The organism is Haloactinospora alba (assembly GCF_006717075.1).
Lineage (GTDB): Bacteria > Actinomycetota > Actinomycetes > Streptosporangiales > Streptosporangiaceae > Haloactinospora > Haloactinospora alba.
Window position 1 is genome coordinate 2545442 of record NZ_VFQC01000001.1, and the last position, 15691, is coordinate 2561132.

Below are 15691 nucleotides of genomic sequence, written 5' to 3' on the forward strand. Positions count from 1 at the left end.
GGCAAACCCTCCACGCCGATGTGGTCGGCGACTCTCACTCGAAGATGGGATCGCGGTTCCGGCTGCGCTTGAGTTCGAAGAAACCGTCGGTTCCCGCGACCAGCAAGACGCCGTCCCACAGTTTCCCGGCATCCTCGCCCCGTGGGGTGGGCGAAACGACGGGGCCGAAGAAGGACACACCACTGACCGAGATCACCGGAGTGCCCACCTCGTAACCGACCCGGTCCATGCCGTCCTGGTGGGACCCGCGTAGGGCCTCATCGTAGTCAGAGGAGGCGGCCGCGTCCGCCAATTCCACCGGAAGGTCCGCCTCGGCCAACGCGTCCTGGACCGTCTGCCGCGCCACCGGCTCCCCCCGATTGTGGAACCGGGTTCCCAACGCCGTGTAGAGCGGGCCGAGCGCGTCCCCACCGAAACGCTGTTCCGCGGCGATCGCGACACGCACCGGCCCCCACGCGTCGTCGAGGAGTTGGCGGTACTCCGCGGAAAGATCCTTGTCCTCGTTGAGCACCGCAAGGCTCATCACGTGCCAGCGCGGCCGGATCGCGCGCACGCCCTGGGCCTCCAGCAACCACCGGGACGTGAGCCACGCCCACGGGCACAACGGGTCGAACCAGAAATCGACCGGGGTCGGCTCCTCAGCCACGTTGCTCTCCTCACTGTTGTGCGCACGTTCGCCAGCCGGTGTCACCCGGGGCGATTTCTCTCCTTTTCAGCAGAACGAACCATCACGTCTGGTTCCGCATTCCACTGGGAGACATGGCAGTATCGGAAGCGGACGATACCTCCGCACGACGCCGCCCGCTGCGGCGTCGTGCCAGGGGGTGAGCAGCCGAACCGGCCGACGATGGCGACGGCCGTGAAGGGAGTGGACGTGGCGGGCAACCTGACACGCGACGAGGCGCAGGAGCGCGCTCGGATTCTGGACGTCGCGTCCTACAACGTCGAGCTCGACCTCACCGACAGCGACCGGACCTTCCGCTCCACGACGGTCGTCAGGTTCGACTGCGCAGAACCCGGCGGTAGTACGTTCATCGACCTCGTCGCTCCCACGGTGCACCGGGTCGTGCTCAACGACGAGGAACTGGACACCGCGAAGGTCGTCAGCGAGGGGCGTATCACCCTCCCCGCCCTGCAGGCCACCAACGAGCTGCACGTGGAGGCGGACGCCGCCTACATGCGCACGGGCGAGGGACTCCACCGCTTCGTCGACCCGGTGGACGGCGGCGTCTACCTCTACACCCAGTTCGAGACCTCCGACGCCCACCGGATGTACGCCTGCTTCGACCAGCCCGACCTCAAGGCGACGTTCGAGCTGACGGTGTTCGCTCCCGCGGACTTCACGGTCGTCTCCAACACCCAGCCCGACGTCACCGGCGCCCCGGTGGAGGGCGCGGCAGCGCCCGCCGCCCGTTGGCACTTCCCCGCATCCCCGCCGATGTCCACCTACATCACGGCGCTCATCGCCGGGCCGTACCACGTGGTACGCGACGAGCACGACGGCATTCCGCTGGGAGTGTACTGCCGCGCCTCACTCGCCCCCTACCTGGACGCCGAGGCGATCCTCGACGTCACCAAGCGGGGCTTCGACTTCTACCACAAGCTGTTCGGGCTGCGTTACCCCTTCGGCAAGTACGACCAGCTGTTCGTCCCGGAGTTCAACGCCGGCGCCATGGAGAACGCCGGCGCTGTCACCTACCTGGAGGACTACGTCTTCCGCTCCCGCGTCACGGACGCGCGCTACGAGCGCCGGGCGGAGACGATCCTGCACGAGATGGCCCACATGTGGTTCGGCGACCTGGTCACCATGCGCTGGTGGGACGACCTGTGGCTGAACGAGTCGTTCGCCACGTTCGCGAGCGTGTACTGCCAGGCCGAGGCCACCCAGTGGAAGGACGCCTGGACGACGTTCGCCAACGTCGAGAAGGCGTGGGCGCTGCGCCAGGACCAGCTTCCCTCCACCCACCCGATCGCCGCGGACATCCCGGACATGCAGGCGGTCGAGGTGAACTTCGACGGGATCACCTACGCGAAGGGCGCCTCGGTACTGAAGCAGCTCGTGGCCTACGTGGGCGTGGACGCGTTCTTCGCCGGGGTCCGCACCTACTTCGCCGAGCACGCCTGGGGCAACACCCGGTTGGCTGACCTGCTGGGCCACCTGGAGCGCGCCTCCGGCCGGGACCTGGCGTCGTGGTCCCAGGAATGGCTGGAGACCGCGGGCGTCAACACGATGCGCCCGGAGTTCGAGGTGGACGAGGAAGGACGGTTCACCTCGTTCACCGTGGTTCAGGAGGCCTCCGCGGAACACCCCACGCTGCGTTCGCACCGGCTCGCCGTCGGGCTGTACGACTGGACGGAGGCGGGGATCCTCCGGCGCGAACGGGTGGAACTGGACGTGACGGGGGAACGCACCCCCGTCGACGAGCTGGTCGGTCTCCTCCAGCCGGACCTGGTCCTGGTCAACGACGACGACCTCACGTTCACCAAGATCCGGCTGGACGAACGTTCCCTGCGCACCGTCATCGACGGGGTCGGGGAGATCGCCGAGTCGCTCCCCCGCGCGCTGTGCTTCAGCGCGGCCTGGGACATGACGCGCGACGCGGAGATGGCCGCCCGCGACTACGTCGACCTGGTCATCTCCGGCATCGGCGGGGTCTCGGACGTCTCCGTGGCCCAGATGCTGCTGCGGCAGGCCACCGCGGCGCTGCACAGCTACGCGGCGCCGGAGTGGCGCGACACCGGCTTCTCCCTGCTCGCCTCCCGGCTGCGCGACCTGCTGACGGGAGCCGAGCCGGGCAGTGACCTGCAGCTGGCCTACGCGCACGCCTTCGCCGAAGCCGCGGCGGACAACGAGCACCTGTCCCTGCTCCAGGGGCTGCTCGACGGCGCCATCACGGTCGAGGGGCTGACTGTCGACACCGACGTGCGGTGGGCGCTGCTGCGCCGCCTGGTGGTGCACGGCAAGGCCGGGGAGAAGGAGATCGCCGCCGAGCTGGAGGCCGACCCCACCGCCACCGGAGAGCGGCACGCCGCCGGCTGCCGCGCGGCGATCCCCACGGCCGACGCCAAGGCCCAGGCGTGGGAGCGGATCCGTTCCGCCACGGACATGGCCAACACCGAGTTCCGGGCCACGCTGGTGGGATTCGCCGACCCCGCGCACCGGGAACTGTACCGTCCCTACGTCGGGAAGTACTTCGACCTGCTGGACGAGGCCTGGCGGAACTGGACCGGCGAGTTCGCCCAGTCGTTCGTGGAGATCGCCTACCCGAGCCACATCGTCGAGGAGGACACGGTGCGCCGCACCGACGCCTACATCAGCGAGCAGGACCCGCCGCCCGCGCTGCGCCGCCTGCTGGTCGAGGGCAAGGCCGGTGTGGAACGCGCCCTGCGCGCCCAGCGCAAGGACGCCCAGAGCGCGGACTGACCGCCGTTCCCGTGGGGTGCGAGCGCGCCCGCACCCCACGGGCCCCACCGGACGGAGCCTAGGAGGCGCGGAACCCGTTGAGTGGCCAGAGGGTGTTGCGCGCGGCGGTCGCGAGGTAGGGATCGGCCATGAGTTCGTCCAGGAGGATGGGTTCCCCCTCGGCGTTGGTCAGCGGGATCCGCCAGTTGGGGTACTCGTCGCTGGTGCCGGGCTGGTTCTGCATCCGCCGGTCCCCCACCACGTCCGTGAGGGCGATGCCGACCATGCGCGCCGGCGTTCGTACCAGGTAGCTGTGCAGCGCCGCTGTCACACGCGAGGGTTCCGAGACCGGGTCGGCCTCCGGGTCCAGCAGGCCCAGTTCGACGAGGAGCGCGCGCCAGGCCGCCACTTGCCGTTCCACCTCGGCGCGCTCCTCGGCCGCGGGACGGCTCAGCAGCCCGAGCCGGTCGCGCAGTTCGACGTGTTCGGCCGAGAGGTAGGAGGCCACCGGCGGCAGGTCGTGGGTGGCGACGGTGGCCAGGCAGTCGCTGCGCCACTCCTCCGGACGGCGCGGGGTTCCGTCGGCACCGCGCTCGAACCACAGCACCGAGGTTCCCAGGACGCCCCTCTCCTCCAGGTGGGTGCGCACCCACGGTTCCACCGTTCCCAGGTCCTCCCCCACCACGGCGGTGTCGGTCTCCCGGGCGGTCAACGCCAGCGCTCCGACCGTCCCCTCGTGGTCGTAGCGGACGTAGGTGCCCTCCCACGGTTCCGCCCCCTCGGGTATCCACCACAACCGGAACATTCCCATGACGTGGTCCACGCGCAGGCCTCCGGCGTGGCGCATGGTCTGGCGCAGGATCTGGCGGAGCGGGGCGTAGGCGCGCTCCGCCAGGCGGGTCGGGTGCCACGGGGGTTGTCCCCAGTCCTGCCCGCGCTGGTTGAACTCGTCCGGAGGCGCTCCCACGCTGACGCCGCCGGCGAGCACGTCACTGTACATCCACGCGTCGGCGCCGCCCGGCTGCGCACCGAGTGCCAGGTCGTGCACGATCCCCACCGGCATCCCGGCCAGGCGCGCGCGCTCCTGCACGTCCGCGAGCTGCTCGTCGAGTATCCACTGCATCCAGCGGTGGAACTCGACCTCGGGCCACCGTCGCAGCGCCTCGGCGGCGACCTGGTTCCCGTGCGCGTCGTGCAGTCCCGCCGGCCAGCGGCGGTAGTCGGATCCGTGGGCTTCCGCGAGTGCGCACCACGTCGCGTACTCCACGAGCGGGGCGCCCTCGCGCTGGAGGTAGGACTCGAAGGCGGCCTGCCGGGCCGGGGTACGGGGCACGTCGAACAGCACTGCCAGGGCCGAGCGCTTCGCCTCCCACACGGGGTCACGTTCCAGCAGGTCGGCGGTGCGGCCCTGCTCTCGCAGGGGACGCGCGAGACGCTGGATTCCCTCCCGTTGCATCGGTTCCAGGCGGGCGTACTCGGGAACGTCCTCGATCCGGATGTACAGCGGACTGGCGTAGCGCCTGCTCACCGGGAGGTAGGGCGAGGGTTCCAGCGGGGTGGAGGGTTCGCTCGCGTGCAGGGGGTTGACGAGGGTGAACCCCGACCCGAGGTCCCGTGCGCTCCACGCGGCGAGGTCGGACAGGTCCCGCAGGTCGCCCACACCCCACGAGGCGCGGGAGCGCAGCGAGTACAGCTGGCACATCAGGCCCCACACCTGCCTCTCCCGCAGCGCCTCGGGGAGGGGCAGCCGGTCGGGTACCACGAGCAGGGGAGCCTGTTCCCGTTGGTTCCCGTTGCGGGCGTACAGCAGGTGCCCCCCGAGCGGAAGCCTGTCGCCGAGTTCGGAGGTCCCGCCGTCGTCCCGTTCCACCCACGCCCGGCTTCCGGCCGGCAGCGTCACCGGTGGTACACCGCCGTGGCGCGCGACCACGGCGGGAGGAAGCAGCCGGGAGGCGACACGCCGCCGGTGCTCGGCCAGCGCCGCCCCGGGATCATGGGCGTCCACGCCCAGGGAGCTCAGGACGTGCCGGAGCGTATCGGCGGATACCTCGACGCGCTGTCCCCGCCAGTCGTGGTAGGCCGTCGCGACACCGTTCTCCTCGGCCAGCTGGGCTAGGTCCGCATCGCTCACAGACACCGATGATGCCCTACGCGGCCCCGCTGGGAGGGTACGCCATGCCAGGCGGTTCCCAGAGATCGGGACGGTCCGGCCGCACGCCCCGGTTCTCCGGCGTGTCGGTTCCGCCGGGGGTTTCCCGGTTCTGGCCCGGTCCGATTTCCTGGTTGCGGAAAACCCGGATCGGAAGAGCCCAGGGGACGGGCTGGGACGCAACGTTGCTCCCGGGACATCCGTGGCTGCGGTTGTCCCGCATTCCGTTGTTCCAGAGATGAGGAAGAAGTATTTCCACCTCTGCGATAAATGAAACGTAAGATTCCCACACTTCTCGGGGAAGAAAACTGTGAGATTGAGCGTACTGGGACACGCCCACCTTCCCCACTAACCTTTCCCTCGTGGAATCGACAACCAGTGTCACCGAAGGCAAGAGCCACGAGACCACCCGCACCTCCCCGTTCGTGACCCGGCGGGACGACGGCGCACAGCACTCCGACGGCCAGGCCCGTCCCACGTACCGGGCGTTACTCACCTCCGACGGGGGGCAGTGGGTCCTGCGCTGCTGTGTGGCCGTGCTCGCCGCCGTGGCCGGCGGGGGCCTCACCGGGGACTGGCGTGTCGGCGCCACGTTCGGCGTCGCCGTGTTCGTCGCCTTCACCGTCTACTCGTCCCGTCGCCAGTCGGAGGTACCGCGGTGGCGCCGCCCCTCCGCCGCCCAACGGCGGACGGAGAACCAGCTCAAGGTGATGAGGCGGTTGGGCTACCGGGTGCTGCACGCTCGCGCCATCCCCGGAGGAAACGGTCAGATCGACCACTTCATCGTGGGCAGGCGCGGCGCGTTCGCGATCGACTCGGAGGCCTGGGACCGGCGGCTACCGCTGCGCAACAAACTGGAGAAGCTCTACCACGGCCGGTTCTCCAAGAACGAGCGCATCGACGAGGCGCTGGAGGAGGCCCGCACCGCGGAGCGGCTCATCAGCGAGGAGCTGGGACAGGAGATCAGCGTGCGTGCTTCCCTGGCCATCTACGGCCCCCGGATGTCGTGGGACAGCCACAACCTGCGCGGTGTGGACATCATCAGCGGGAACAAGGTCCGGAAATGGCTGCGCACGGGCAAGGACCGGCTCGACGAGCAGCAGATCGAGGACATCTACCGGGCAGCGCAGCGGGTGCTTCCACCCCGTTACTGAACTCGTCTCACAATACGGACAAATAATCTCCGGGTGCGAGACGCGAGCGGTCTGCGGTCGGCATTACCATCGGGACTAAGCAACGCCGCCTCGACGGGAGCCCGCCAATGCCCGAGCTTCGCTCACGCACGGTCACCCATGGTAGGAACATGGCCGGCGCGCGCGCTCTCATGCGCGCCTCCGGCGTGCAACGCGACGACTTCGGCAAACCGATCGTCGCGATCGCCAACAGTTTCACCCAGTTCGTCCCGGGGCATGTCCACCTCCGCGAGGTAGCCGACGTCGTGGCCTCCTCCGTCCGCGAGGCGGGAGGCGTGCCCCGCGAGTTCAACAGCATCGCCGTGGACGACGGCATCGCCATGGGGCACGGCGGCATGCTCTACTCGCTGCCCAGCCGGGAGCTCATCGCCGACGCCCTGGAGTACATGGTCAACGCGCACTGCGCCGACGCGTTGGTGTGCGTGTCCAACTGCGACAAGATCACCCCCGGCATGCTGCTGGGGGCGATGCGGCTCAACGTGCCCACGGTGTTCGTGTCCGGCGGGCCGATGGAGGCGGGCAAGGTCACCGTGGTCAACGGGACCGCGAGCAAGGTGCGCAAACTCGACCTCATCAACCCGATGGTCGCCGCCGCCGACGAGAGCGTCTCCCAGGAGGAGCTGGACGAGCTGGAGGAGAACGCCTGCCCCACCTGCGGCTCCTGCTCCGGCATGTTCACCGCCAACTCCATGAACTGCCTCACCGAGGCCATCGGGCTGGCCCCTCCCGGTAACGGCACCGTCCTCGCCACCCACGAGGCGCGCCGGCAGCTGTTCGAGGACGCCGGGCGTCTGGTGGTCGACGCCGCCACGCGGTACTACCGCGACGAGGACGACTCGGTGCTTCCGCTGTCGATCGCCACTCCCACCGCGTTCCGGAACGCCATGGCGTTGGACGTCGCCATGGGCGGCTCCACCAACACGATCCTGCACCTGCTGGCCACCGCGACCGAGGGAGGGGTCGACTTCGGCCTTCCCGAGATCGACGCCGTCTCCCGGCAGGTGCCCTGCCTGTGCAAGGTCGCGCCGAACTCCGAGGACTACCACATCGAGGACGTGCACCGCGCCGGCGGCATCCCCGCGATCATGGGCCAACTGGCGCGTGGCGGCCTCATCGACACCTCGGTCCCCACCGTGCACGGCTCCACCGTCGGCGACTACATCCAGCAGTGGGACATCTCCTCGCCCGACGTGTCGGCCGAGGCCACCGAGATGTTCCACGCGGCCCCCGGCGGGAAGCGCACCACCAAGGCCTACTCGCAGAACGTGCGCTGGGACAGCCTCGACACCGACCGCAGCTCGGGGTGTGTCCGCTCCGTGGAGCACGCCTACACCGCCGACGGCGGTCTGGCGGTGCTGTACGGCAACCTCGCCCCCGAGGGCGCGATCGTCAAGACCGCCGGGGTCGAGGAGGAGCTGTGGACCTTCACCGGCCCGGCCAGGGTGTTCGAGAGCCAGGAGGAAGCGGTCGACGGCATCCTGAACAAGCGCGTCACCGCGGGAGACGTGGTCATCATCCGCTACGAGGGCCCCAAGGGCGGGCCGGGTATGCAGGAGATGCTGTACCCCACCAGCTTCCTCAAGGGACGCGGTCTCGGTAAGGCCTGCGCGCTGGTCACCGACGGCCGGTTCTCGGGCGGAACGTCCGGACTGTCCATCGGGCACGCCTCCCCCGAGGCCGGCTCGGGAGGCGGGATCGCGCTGGTCGAGGACGGCGACACGATCAGCATCGACATCCCGGGCCGGGGCCTCACGCTGGAGGTGCCCGAGGACGAGCTCACCGCGCGCCGGGAACGGCTCCTCAAGGAACTGGGCGGGTTCCGGCCCAGGGACCGACAGCGGCCGGTCACCCAGGCTCTGCGGGCCTACGCGGCCATGGCGACCTCCGCCTCCACCGGCGCCGCCCGCGACGTCACCCAGGTGGAGTAGGTACCGCCGCTCTCCCCGGCCGGTTCCCCGTCCCCGAACCGGCCGGGGGACCGCACCGGGAACGTCCGGCTTGACCCTGACACATGTGTCATCTTCCTAGCGTTCCCGGCATGGCAACAACCAACGAAGCACCCCGGAGCACGACCGCCCGGTCGGGGCTCCCCGTACCGCTGTGGGTTCTCGCCCTCACCCTGGCCACCTTCGCGACCGGCACCGACGACATGATCATCGCCGGGATCCTGCCGACGCTCTCCGAGGACCTGAACGTCAGCGAGGCCACCGCCGGGCAGCTCGTCACGCTGTACTCGTTCACCTACGGGATCGGCGCGCCCGTGATGGCGGTCCTGGTCTCCCGCCTGTCCGCCCACCGCCTGCTTCCGGCGCTCACCGCCCTGTTCGCCCTGTTCAACGTACTGATGGCGCTGGCCCCCACCTACTCCGTGCTGATGGCGCTGCGGTTCGGCACCGCGCTCGCGGCCGCCACGCTCGTACCGACCGCCGCGGCGACCGTGGCCCGCCACGCTCCCCCGGAGCGTAAGGCGCGCTACCTCAGTCTGATCACGGCCGGGATCACGCTGTCGCTGGTGGCCGGCGTCCCGGTCGGAACCTGGATCAGCGGGGTGTTCGGCTGGCGCGCCACCATGGTGGCCGTCGCGCTGGCCGGCGCGCTCGCCACCGTGGGTATGCTGCGGCTCCCCCGCGGCGCGGAGCCGCAGTCGCTGACCCTGCGTCAGCGGCTCGCACCGCTCGGCCAGCCCGCCGTCCTCGGGGCCACCCTCGCCATGCTGGTCATGGGCTCCGGCGGCATGATGCCCTACGTCTACCTGGCGCCGCTGTACGAGCACCTCACCGGCGGCGGGCCGGAGAGCCTGAGCGTGGTCATCCTCGTGTTCGGCGTGTCCGGGTTCGCCGGGGTGCTGCTCGGCGGCCGCGTAGCCGACACCTGGGGCGCGGGACGGACCATCGCCACGGGGATCACCGCGGCGTGCGCCATGGTGGTGGTACTCGCCGTCCTGGGGACCACCCTGCCGAGCGGATCCGTCACGCTGGCCGTACTGGTTCCCGTCGTCGCTGTCTGGGCAGGGGGAATCTGGGCGTTCAGCCCGCCGCTGCAGAGCTGGCTGCTGAGCCGCGCTCCCGGTTCCGACACCGCCGTCCTGGCGCTGCTCACCAGCGGTATGTACCTGGGCTTCTCCATCAGCGGCTCGCTGGGAGGCGCGGTGCTGAGCACGTACGGGCCCCAGGCCCTGCCGATCGCCTCGGTCACCCTGCTGGGGGCGGGAGGGGCGGCGCTCGCCGCCGTCTTCGCACGTACCGCCCGCCGGGAGGGGCACCACGCGCGGGCTGCCGGGAGCCGAACATCCGATGCGGGTGCTCCGGGCAACCCGCGCGTCGCCGAGGATGGAACAGTGGACACCGCCGACGTTCCGGCACGGTAGAGGGAGCAGTGGGGAAGCTCGCATGCGTATCGGTGAACTGTCCCAGCGTACGGGGGCCAGCCCTCGTTCGCTGCGGTACTACGAGAGCCTCGGGATCATCAGCTCCGAGCGGCGGGAGAACGGCTATCGGGACTACTCGGCGGACACGGTGCGCGTCGTGCACAACGTGCGGTCCCTGCTCGCCGCCGGCCTCGCCATGTCCGAGATCCAGGAGGTCGGCGAGTGCCTGTACACCGAGGACCTGTCCGAGGCCGACGTGTGCGACCACGTCCTCGAGCTGTACCAGCGGCGGCTCTCCTCCGTGGAGGCCAACATCGCGAGCCTGACCGACACCCGTGAGCGTCTCACCGCGGAGCTGGACTCCCTGCGGGAACGCCAGCACGGAGCCGCGGAAGGTGACGGGTGACAGCCCGGGAACACGGAAGCCGCCCGGAGCGGGGAACCGAACATCCCCGCTCCGGGTCGGGTCCTGTCCGGCGGCCGCTCAGAGCACGCTGCGGGACACGTACGGAGCCCACTGGGGGTCACCGTGGTGGTCGCTGTTGATCAGCCGCCAGTGCGGCCCGCTGGGGACCGTCGGCGTCACGGTCAGTTCCCAGCCGAGCTCGTCCAACAGGCGATCGGCCTTGCGGTGGTTGCAGGGTTTACAGGAGGCGACGACGTTCTCCCACGCGTGGGTTCCGCCCCGGCTGCGGGGGATCACGTGGTCGATGGTCTCCGCGCGTTTCCCGCAGTAGGCGCAGCGCTGGCTGTCCCGGCGCATGAGCGCCGCGCGGGACAGCGGCACCCGGCGGTGGTACGGGATGCGGACGTAACGCCGCAACCGGATCACGGAGGGAACCGACAGGGCCGCGCTGGCCGACTTCAACACGGTTCCCGCGCTGTCCCCGTGCACGACGTCGGCCTTCTCCCGCAGCACCAACAGGACGGCCCGGCGCAGCGGAACGGTCGTCAGCGGTTCGTAACTGGCGTTGAGCAATAACACGTGGCGGCGGGGTGGGCCGCCCTCCCTACTGCGCCCAGTTCTCATGGCCTCTCCCGGGATGCGGCCGTCCGTTTTTCCTCCCCGGCAAGCCGGTCGGCCAGCCAGGAAGCCTCCCTGTGTACCGACCGGATGGCCGGTGCCGTTCGCGTTGCCACACGGACCTCCCGTGGGAATCGTTCCCGCCGCGTTATGTCCGCCTTCAGTGTGCTAGGTAGAAGCGGCTCGCCGCCACCCTTATTTTCGGTACCCGAAGAAAACGGCGGGAGGAACATCGTCTGACATCGGCCCCTATAACTGCCCGAGCAATGCCGAACCGGACGGATAGAGTTCTGCCATGGCTGAGCACTGCTACCCCGAGGCGGAACGTTCCACGACCGAAGAATTCCTGCACGGACGACGCATTCCCGACCCGTACCGCTGGCTCGAGGAGCCCGACACGGCGCGGACGAAGGAGTGGTCGGCGGCCCAGGACGCCCTGTTCGCCGAGACGGCCGACGAGTGGACGGGGCGGGAGTGGTTCCACGACCAGCTCCGGACGTTCATGGACACCGGGTTCGTCAGTGCTCCCGAATGGCGCGGGCCGCGGTACTTCCTCCTCCGGCGCGCGCCCGGAGAGGAGCACGGCGCGCTCGTCACCTCCGCCCCCGACGAGGGTGACGGCGACCGGAACAGCACCGCCGAGCGGGTCCTGGTCGCTCCCGAGCGCCTCGACCCCAGCGGTACGACGACACTGGACTCCTGGCATCCGGACGGCGAGGGACGGCTCCTGGCCTACACCCTTTCGGAGGGCGGCGACGAGGAGGCTCTGCTCCGGGTCATGGACGTCGCCACCGCCCGGGACGTGGACGGGCCGATCGACCGGTGCCGTGCCACTCCCGTCGCGTGGTTGCCCGGCGGGGAGGCGTTCTACTACGTGCGCCGCCTCCCTCCGCAGGACGTGCCCGACGGTGAGGAGCAGTACCACCGGCGCGTCTACCTGCACCGGGTCGGCACACCCACGTCGGAGGACGTGCTGATCTTCGGCGCCGGCCGGGACAAGACCGAGTTCTACGGCGTGAGCACCAGCCACGACGGCAGGTGGCTCGTGCTCACCTGCAGCCGGGGAACGGCGGCGCGTAACGACGCGTGGGTCGCCGACCTGCACGCGAGCTCTCCCCGGAACCCCGACTTCGCGACCGTCCAGGAGGGGGTGGACGCGGAGGTCAGGCCGGAGTTCGGGTGCGACGGCCGCCTCTACCTGTTCACCGACCGGGACGCGCCTCGCGGGCGGGTGTGCGTCACCGACCCGTCGGCCCCCGGCTACGGGAACTGGCGCACCCTCGTCGCCTCCGACCCCGAGGCCGTGCTGACCGACGTGGCTGTCCTCGTGGAGGGGCCGACCGACACGGCGCAGCTGCTGGCGTCCTGGCGCCGGCACGCCGTCGGTGAGATCACCAGGCACGACCTGGCCACCGGAGAGCGCGAGGGAAGGGTGGAGCTTCCCGGCCTGGGATCGGTCGGGGCGTTGCAACACCGGCCCGAGGGGGGCTGTGAGGCGTGGTTCGGCTACAGCGACCACACGTCCCCTCCCTCGGTCTACCGTTACGACGCGCGTACCGGCACCGCCTCACCGTGGGCCAGCGTCCCCACAGCGGCGGACGTTCCCGACATCAGAACCGAGCACGTCAGTTACACCTCCCGGGACGGGACACGCGTGCGGATGCTGGTGCTCTCCCCGCCCGACGCCGATGGGCCCCGCCCCGCCATCCTGTACGGCTACGGCGGTTTCGGGATCTCACTGACTCCCGGATACTCCGCGACCGTCCTGTCCTGGGTGCGCGCGGGCGGTGTCTACGCGGTCGCCAACCTGCGCGGTGGTCTCGAGGAAGGCGAGGAGTGGCACCGTGCCGGGATGCTGGACCACAAACAGAACGTCTTCGACGACTTCGCCGGCGCGGCCGAGTACCTGATCTCCCACGGGAGGACCACCGCGGACCGGTTGGCCGCCATGGGCGGGAGCAACGGCGGGCTGCTCGTCGGCGCGTCGATCACCCAGCGTCCCGACCTGTTCGCCGCTGCGGTGTGCTCCGCCCCGCTGCTGGACATGGTGCGTTACGAGCACTTCGGGCTCGGACAGTTGTGGAACGTCGAGTACGGTAGCGCTGAGGACCCGGAGGAGCTCGACTGGCTGCTGCGCTACTCGCCGTACCACAACGTGCGGGCGGGTGTGGCGTACCCGGCGGTCCTGTTCGCCGTCTTCGACAACGACAGCCGGGTGGACCCGCTGCACGCCCGCAAGATGTGCGCGGCGCTGCAACACGCCACCTCGGCCTCACCGCGGCGGCGGCCGGTACTGCTGCGCCGCGAGTCGGAGGTCGGGCACAGTTCCCGCTCCGTCAGCCGCAGCGCCCGGCTCAACGCCGACCAGCTCGCCTTCCTCGCCCGCTACACCGGTCTCGACACGAGCGGCCAGCGGTAACGGCGCGGGGTGTGATCCCGGTCAACGCGGGACGGTTGCCATAATCGGTAGAGATCGCCCAAAAACGACGAAACGGAAGGAACACCCGTGCTGGAAACCGAGACCGAGACGCCGGACGAAGCGGCTGTGGCCGACAGGTCTGCCCGGCATATCCACTTCCAGCACATCCGCTTCGCGGATCTCGATCCGCTGAACCACGTCAACAACGTGCAGATGCTGACGTACCTGGAGGACGCCCGGATCTCGTTCCTCCACTGGAACAGCCAGGTCGACGGGGAGTCCCAACTCGGCCCGCTGGTCGTCGGCCGGCACGAGGTGGACTACCTGCTGCCCCTCGTGCTGCGGCCGGAACCGGTACGGGTCGAGACGTGGGTGACGGGCATCCGCAACGCGAGCTTCCAGCTCGCGCACGAGATCCGCGACGAGGAGGCCGTGTACATGCGGGCCGCCTCCACCCTGGTGGGCTTCGACATGGAGGGGCAACGCTCCCGCCGTCTGGGGGCCGCCGAACGGCGGTACCTGTCGGGCTACCTGGTGGAGCCGTCCTGAACAGCGCGGCGGCCGCGCGGCGGAGGCGCCACCACGGTAGGGCTCAGGCCGAACCCGACGGCGCTTCCGCCGGGGCTGTCCTCCGGCTCCAGTACCGCGTGAGACCCCAGATTCCCAGGACGATCCCGGAGACAACGACGTTGAGCAGCGGCCCGATAGGACCGTAGGGGCCCGGTTCGGTCTGCAGGAGCTCGGTGTGCAGGTTCTGGTTGATCATGAGCGCCACCAGCAGCGCACCGCCCATGGCGGACAGGCCGGCCCAGTGGCGGACGGAGACGTTGAGCCAACGGCCGGTGCTCCACCCCACCACGAGGCGCACCAGCACGGCCACCGCTCCCAGGACCAGGAGGACACCGACCGGGTTGTAGTGCAGCGAGGTGAGGATGTCGCCGCTCATCGCTGACCAGACGGAACGGGTAGCGCCGCAGAACGGCCCCATGATCCCCGCGTAGTGCAGGAACCCGTGGATATCGACCGGGGGGAGGCCGAAGATCGCCATGGCCGCACCGAGAACCAGCCCGGCCAGTGCGATCCAGGTGAGGGGACGCAGACGGTTGCGCTCCTGCACACGGAACTCGAGCGGACGCAGCCACACGGGCGTGCGGGGGCCTTCCGGATCAGACATACGGGAATAATACCCCCGCGCCTGTCAGGCACGGGTAATCCGACCGGTACTCCCCGCGGCCGTACGCACCAGCACCCGCCGACCTCACTCCTCCAGGTCGATCTTGCGCTGCAGGAACTCCTCCCGGCTGATCTCGCCGGCCGCGTACCGCCGCCGCAGCTCGGCGTAGGCCGGGTCGGGCGCTGGCTGCTCCCGAGGCCGGGACGCCTGCCCGGGCCGGTACGCGTATGACAACGAGACCACGCAGACCGCCAGGACGACAGCCACGACCACAGCGCTGAACAACAGCGGCAGACCCATGCTCTCCGGGCTCCTCTCCGGCACCCACCAGGTCCCTCGGGACCAGTATCCGCGCGGGCGTCGAGCCGGACAAGACCCCGCGTGTCCGAGCGGCAGGTGCCGCCGCGGCTGGGGCGCCGTGTCCCGGGAGGCCGGCGTCAGGCCAGCGAGATCCGGATCGGTTCGTCTCCGTCGTCGTCGCCACCGTCGGCGGAGGACTCGCGTGTGGTCTCCTCGGCCGTGTTCACCATGCTGTGCGCGGCGTAGACCAGGTACTGCCACAGCTGGCGGTCGTACTGCTCGGGCAGTGCCAGCTCGTCCAGCGCCGCCCGCATGTGGGACAACCAGTGGTCCCGCTCCCGCGTGCCGACCCGGAAGGGCGCGTGCCGCATCCGCAGTCGCGGGTGCCCCCGATGCTCGCTGTAGGTGCGTGGCCCGCCCCAGTACTGCATGAGGAAGAGCCGCAGCCGCTCCTCCGCCGGCCCCAGGTCCTCCTCCGGGTAGAGGGGACGCAGCACGGGGTCGTCGGCGACTCCTTCGTAGAACCGACGGACGAGGCGGGTGAACGTCCGCTCACCGCCGACAGCGTCGTAGAACGTCACCTGGGCCTCGCCGTCTTCGCGCGCAGAACTCATAACTGTAGCAAGCCTATGCGTCGACGGGCCGCACGGCGACCCCGGTTC

The 15691-nt window shown here is 70.1% G+C and carries 13 protein-coding genes; 7 read left to right on the forward strand and 6 right to left on the reverse strand.

Features of this window, described 5'->3' with window-relative positions; genetic code table 11:
- Positions 1 to 34 precede the first annotated feature (34 nt).
- The gene (locus FHX37_RS11445) at positions 35 to 646 is read right to left on the reverse strand and encodes a mycothiol-dependent nitroreductase Rv2466c family protein (RefSeq protein WP_141925201.1); all 612 of its coding nucleotides are present in this window, start codon (positions 644 to 646) and stop codon (positions 35 to 37) included.
- Positions 647 to 874: 228 nt separating this feature from the next.
- Here FHX37_RS11445 and pepN point away from each other — a divergent pair, with 228 nt between their 5' ends.
- Positions 875 to 3424, forward strand: coding sequence for an aminopeptidase N (pepN, locus tag FHX37_RS11450; protein ID WP_141925202.1), 2550 nt, complete (start codon positions 875 to 877; stop codon positions 3422 to 3424).
- A 58-nt stretch (positions 3425 to 3482) separates the two neighbouring features.
- Here the strand turns inward: pepN and malQ are convergent, their stop codons facing one another.
- Positions 3483 to 5534: a 4-alpha-glucanotransferase gene (gene malQ / locus FHX37_RS11455; protein WP_141923887.1), complete on the reverse strand. Its 2052-nt coding sequence runs from the start codon at positions 5532 to 5534 to the stop codon at positions 3483 to 3485.
- 380 nt (positions 5535 to 5914) lie between these two features.
- Between malQ and FHX37_RS11460 the strand changes: the two genes are divergently transcribed.
- The 4 genes from FHX37_RS11460 (at position 5915) to FHX37_RS11475 (ending at position 10518) form a co-directional block, all read left to right on the forward strand.
- On the forward strand, positions 5915 to 6706 hold the full coding sequence (locus tag FHX37_RS11460; protein ID WP_394344493.1) for a nuclease-related domain-containing protein: 792 nt from the start codon (positions 5915 to 5917) through the stop codon (positions 6704 to 6706).
- Between the two features lie 107 nt (positions 6707 to 6813).
- Entirely contained in the window at positions 6814 to 8673 is a 1860-nt protein-coding gene (gene ilvD / locus FHX37_RS11465) for a dihydroxy-acid dehydratase (RefSeq protein ID WP_141923888.1), read from the forward strand.
- A gap of 110 nt (positions 8674 to 8783) precedes the next feature.
- A complete protein-coding gene (locus FHX37_RS11470) occupies positions 8784 to 10112 on the forward strand; it encodes an MFS transporter (protein ID WP_170181561.1) in 1329 nt (442 codons plus the stop codon).
- Between the two features lie 22 nt (positions 10113 to 10134).
- On the forward strand, positions 10135 to 10518 hold the full coding sequence (locus tag FHX37_RS11475) for a MerR family transcriptional regulator (protein ID WP_141923890.1): 384 nt from the start codon (positions 10135 to 10137) through the stop codon (positions 10516 to 10518).
- A gap of 78 nt (positions 10519 to 10596) precedes the next feature.
- Here FHX37_RS11475 and FHX37_RS11480 read toward each other — a convergent pair whose 3' ends face one another.
- Positions 10597 to 11097: an HNH endonuclease gene (locus FHX37_RS11480; RefSeq protein WP_141925204.1), complete on the reverse strand. Its 501-nt coding sequence runs from the start codon at positions 11095 to 11097 to the stop codon at positions 10597 to 10599.
- A 334-nt stretch (positions 11098 to 11431) separates the two neighbouring features.
- Between FHX37_RS11480 and FHX37_RS11485 the strand changes: the two genes are divergently transcribed.
- Complete coding sequence (locus FHX37_RS11485) at positions 11432 to 13555, forward strand: prolyl oligopeptidase family serine peptidase (RefSeq protein ID WP_141923891.1); 2124 nt, start codon at positions 11432 to 11434, stop codon at positions 13553 to 13555.
- Positions 13556 to 13642: 87 nt separating this feature from the next.
- The gene (locus FHX37_RS11490; RefSeq protein WP_394344494.1) at positions 13643 to 14104 is read left to right on the forward strand and encodes an acyl-CoA thioesterase; all 462 of its coding nucleotides are present in this window, start codon (positions 13643 to 13645) and stop codon (positions 14102 to 14104) included.
- Between the two features lie 43 nt (positions 14105 to 14147).
- Here FHX37_RS11490 and FHX37_RS11495 read toward each other — a convergent pair whose 3' ends face one another.
- The 3 genes from FHX37_RS11495 to FHX37_RS11505 all read right to left on the reverse strand — a co-directional run bounded on the left by FHX37_RS11495 (position 14148) and on the right by FHX37_RS11505 (position 15643).
- Positions 14148 to 14729: a DUF2752 domain-containing protein gene (locus tag FHX37_RS11495; protein WP_141923892.1), complete on the reverse strand. Its 582-nt coding sequence runs from the start codon at positions 14727 to 14729 to the stop codon at positions 14148 to 14150.
- Positions 14730 to 14813: 84 nt separating this feature from the next.
- Positions 14814 to 15029: an SHOCT domain-containing protein gene (locus FHX37_RS11500; protein ID WP_141923893.1), complete on the reverse strand. Its 216-nt coding sequence runs from the start codon at positions 15027 to 15029 to the stop codon at positions 14814 to 14816.
- 137 nt (positions 15030 to 15166) lie between these two features.
- The gene (locus tag FHX37_RS11505) at positions 15167 to 15643 is read right to left on the reverse strand and encodes a globin (protein WP_211351807.1); all 477 of its coding nucleotides are present in this window, start codon (positions 15641 to 15643) and stop codon (positions 15167 to 15169) included.
- Positions 15644 to 15691: the final 48 nt, after the last annotated feature.

Coding starts and splice junctions, on each gene's coding strand:
- FHX37_RS11475 (WP_141923890.1), top strand. CDS start 10,135: ATGCGTATCGGTGAACTGTCCCAGCGTACGGGGGCCAGCCCTCGTTCG.
- ilvD (WP_141923888.1), top strand. CDS start 6,814: ATGCCCGAGCTTCGCTCACGCACGGTCACCCATGGTAGGAACATGGCC.
- FHX37_RS11500 (WP_141923893.1), bottom strand. CDS start 15,029: ATGGGTCTGCCGCTGTTGTTCAGCGCTGTGGTCGTGGCTGTCGTCCTG.
- FHX37_RS11505 (WP_211351807.1), bottom strand. CDS start 15,643: ATGAGTTCTGCGCGCGAAGACGGCGAGGCCCAGGTGACGTTCTACGAC.
- FHX37_RS11495 (WP_141923892.1), bottom strand. CDS start 14,729: ATGTCTGATCCGGAAGGCCCCCGCACGCCCGTGTGGCTGCGTCCGCTC.
- FHX37_RS11485 (WP_141923891.1), top strand. CDS start 11,432: ATGGCTGAGCACTGCTACCCCGAGGCGGAACGTTCCACGACCGAAGAA.
- FHX37_RS11470 (WP_170181561.1), top strand. CDS start 8,784: ATGGCAACAACCAACGAAGCACCCCGGAGCACGACCGCCCGGTCGGGG.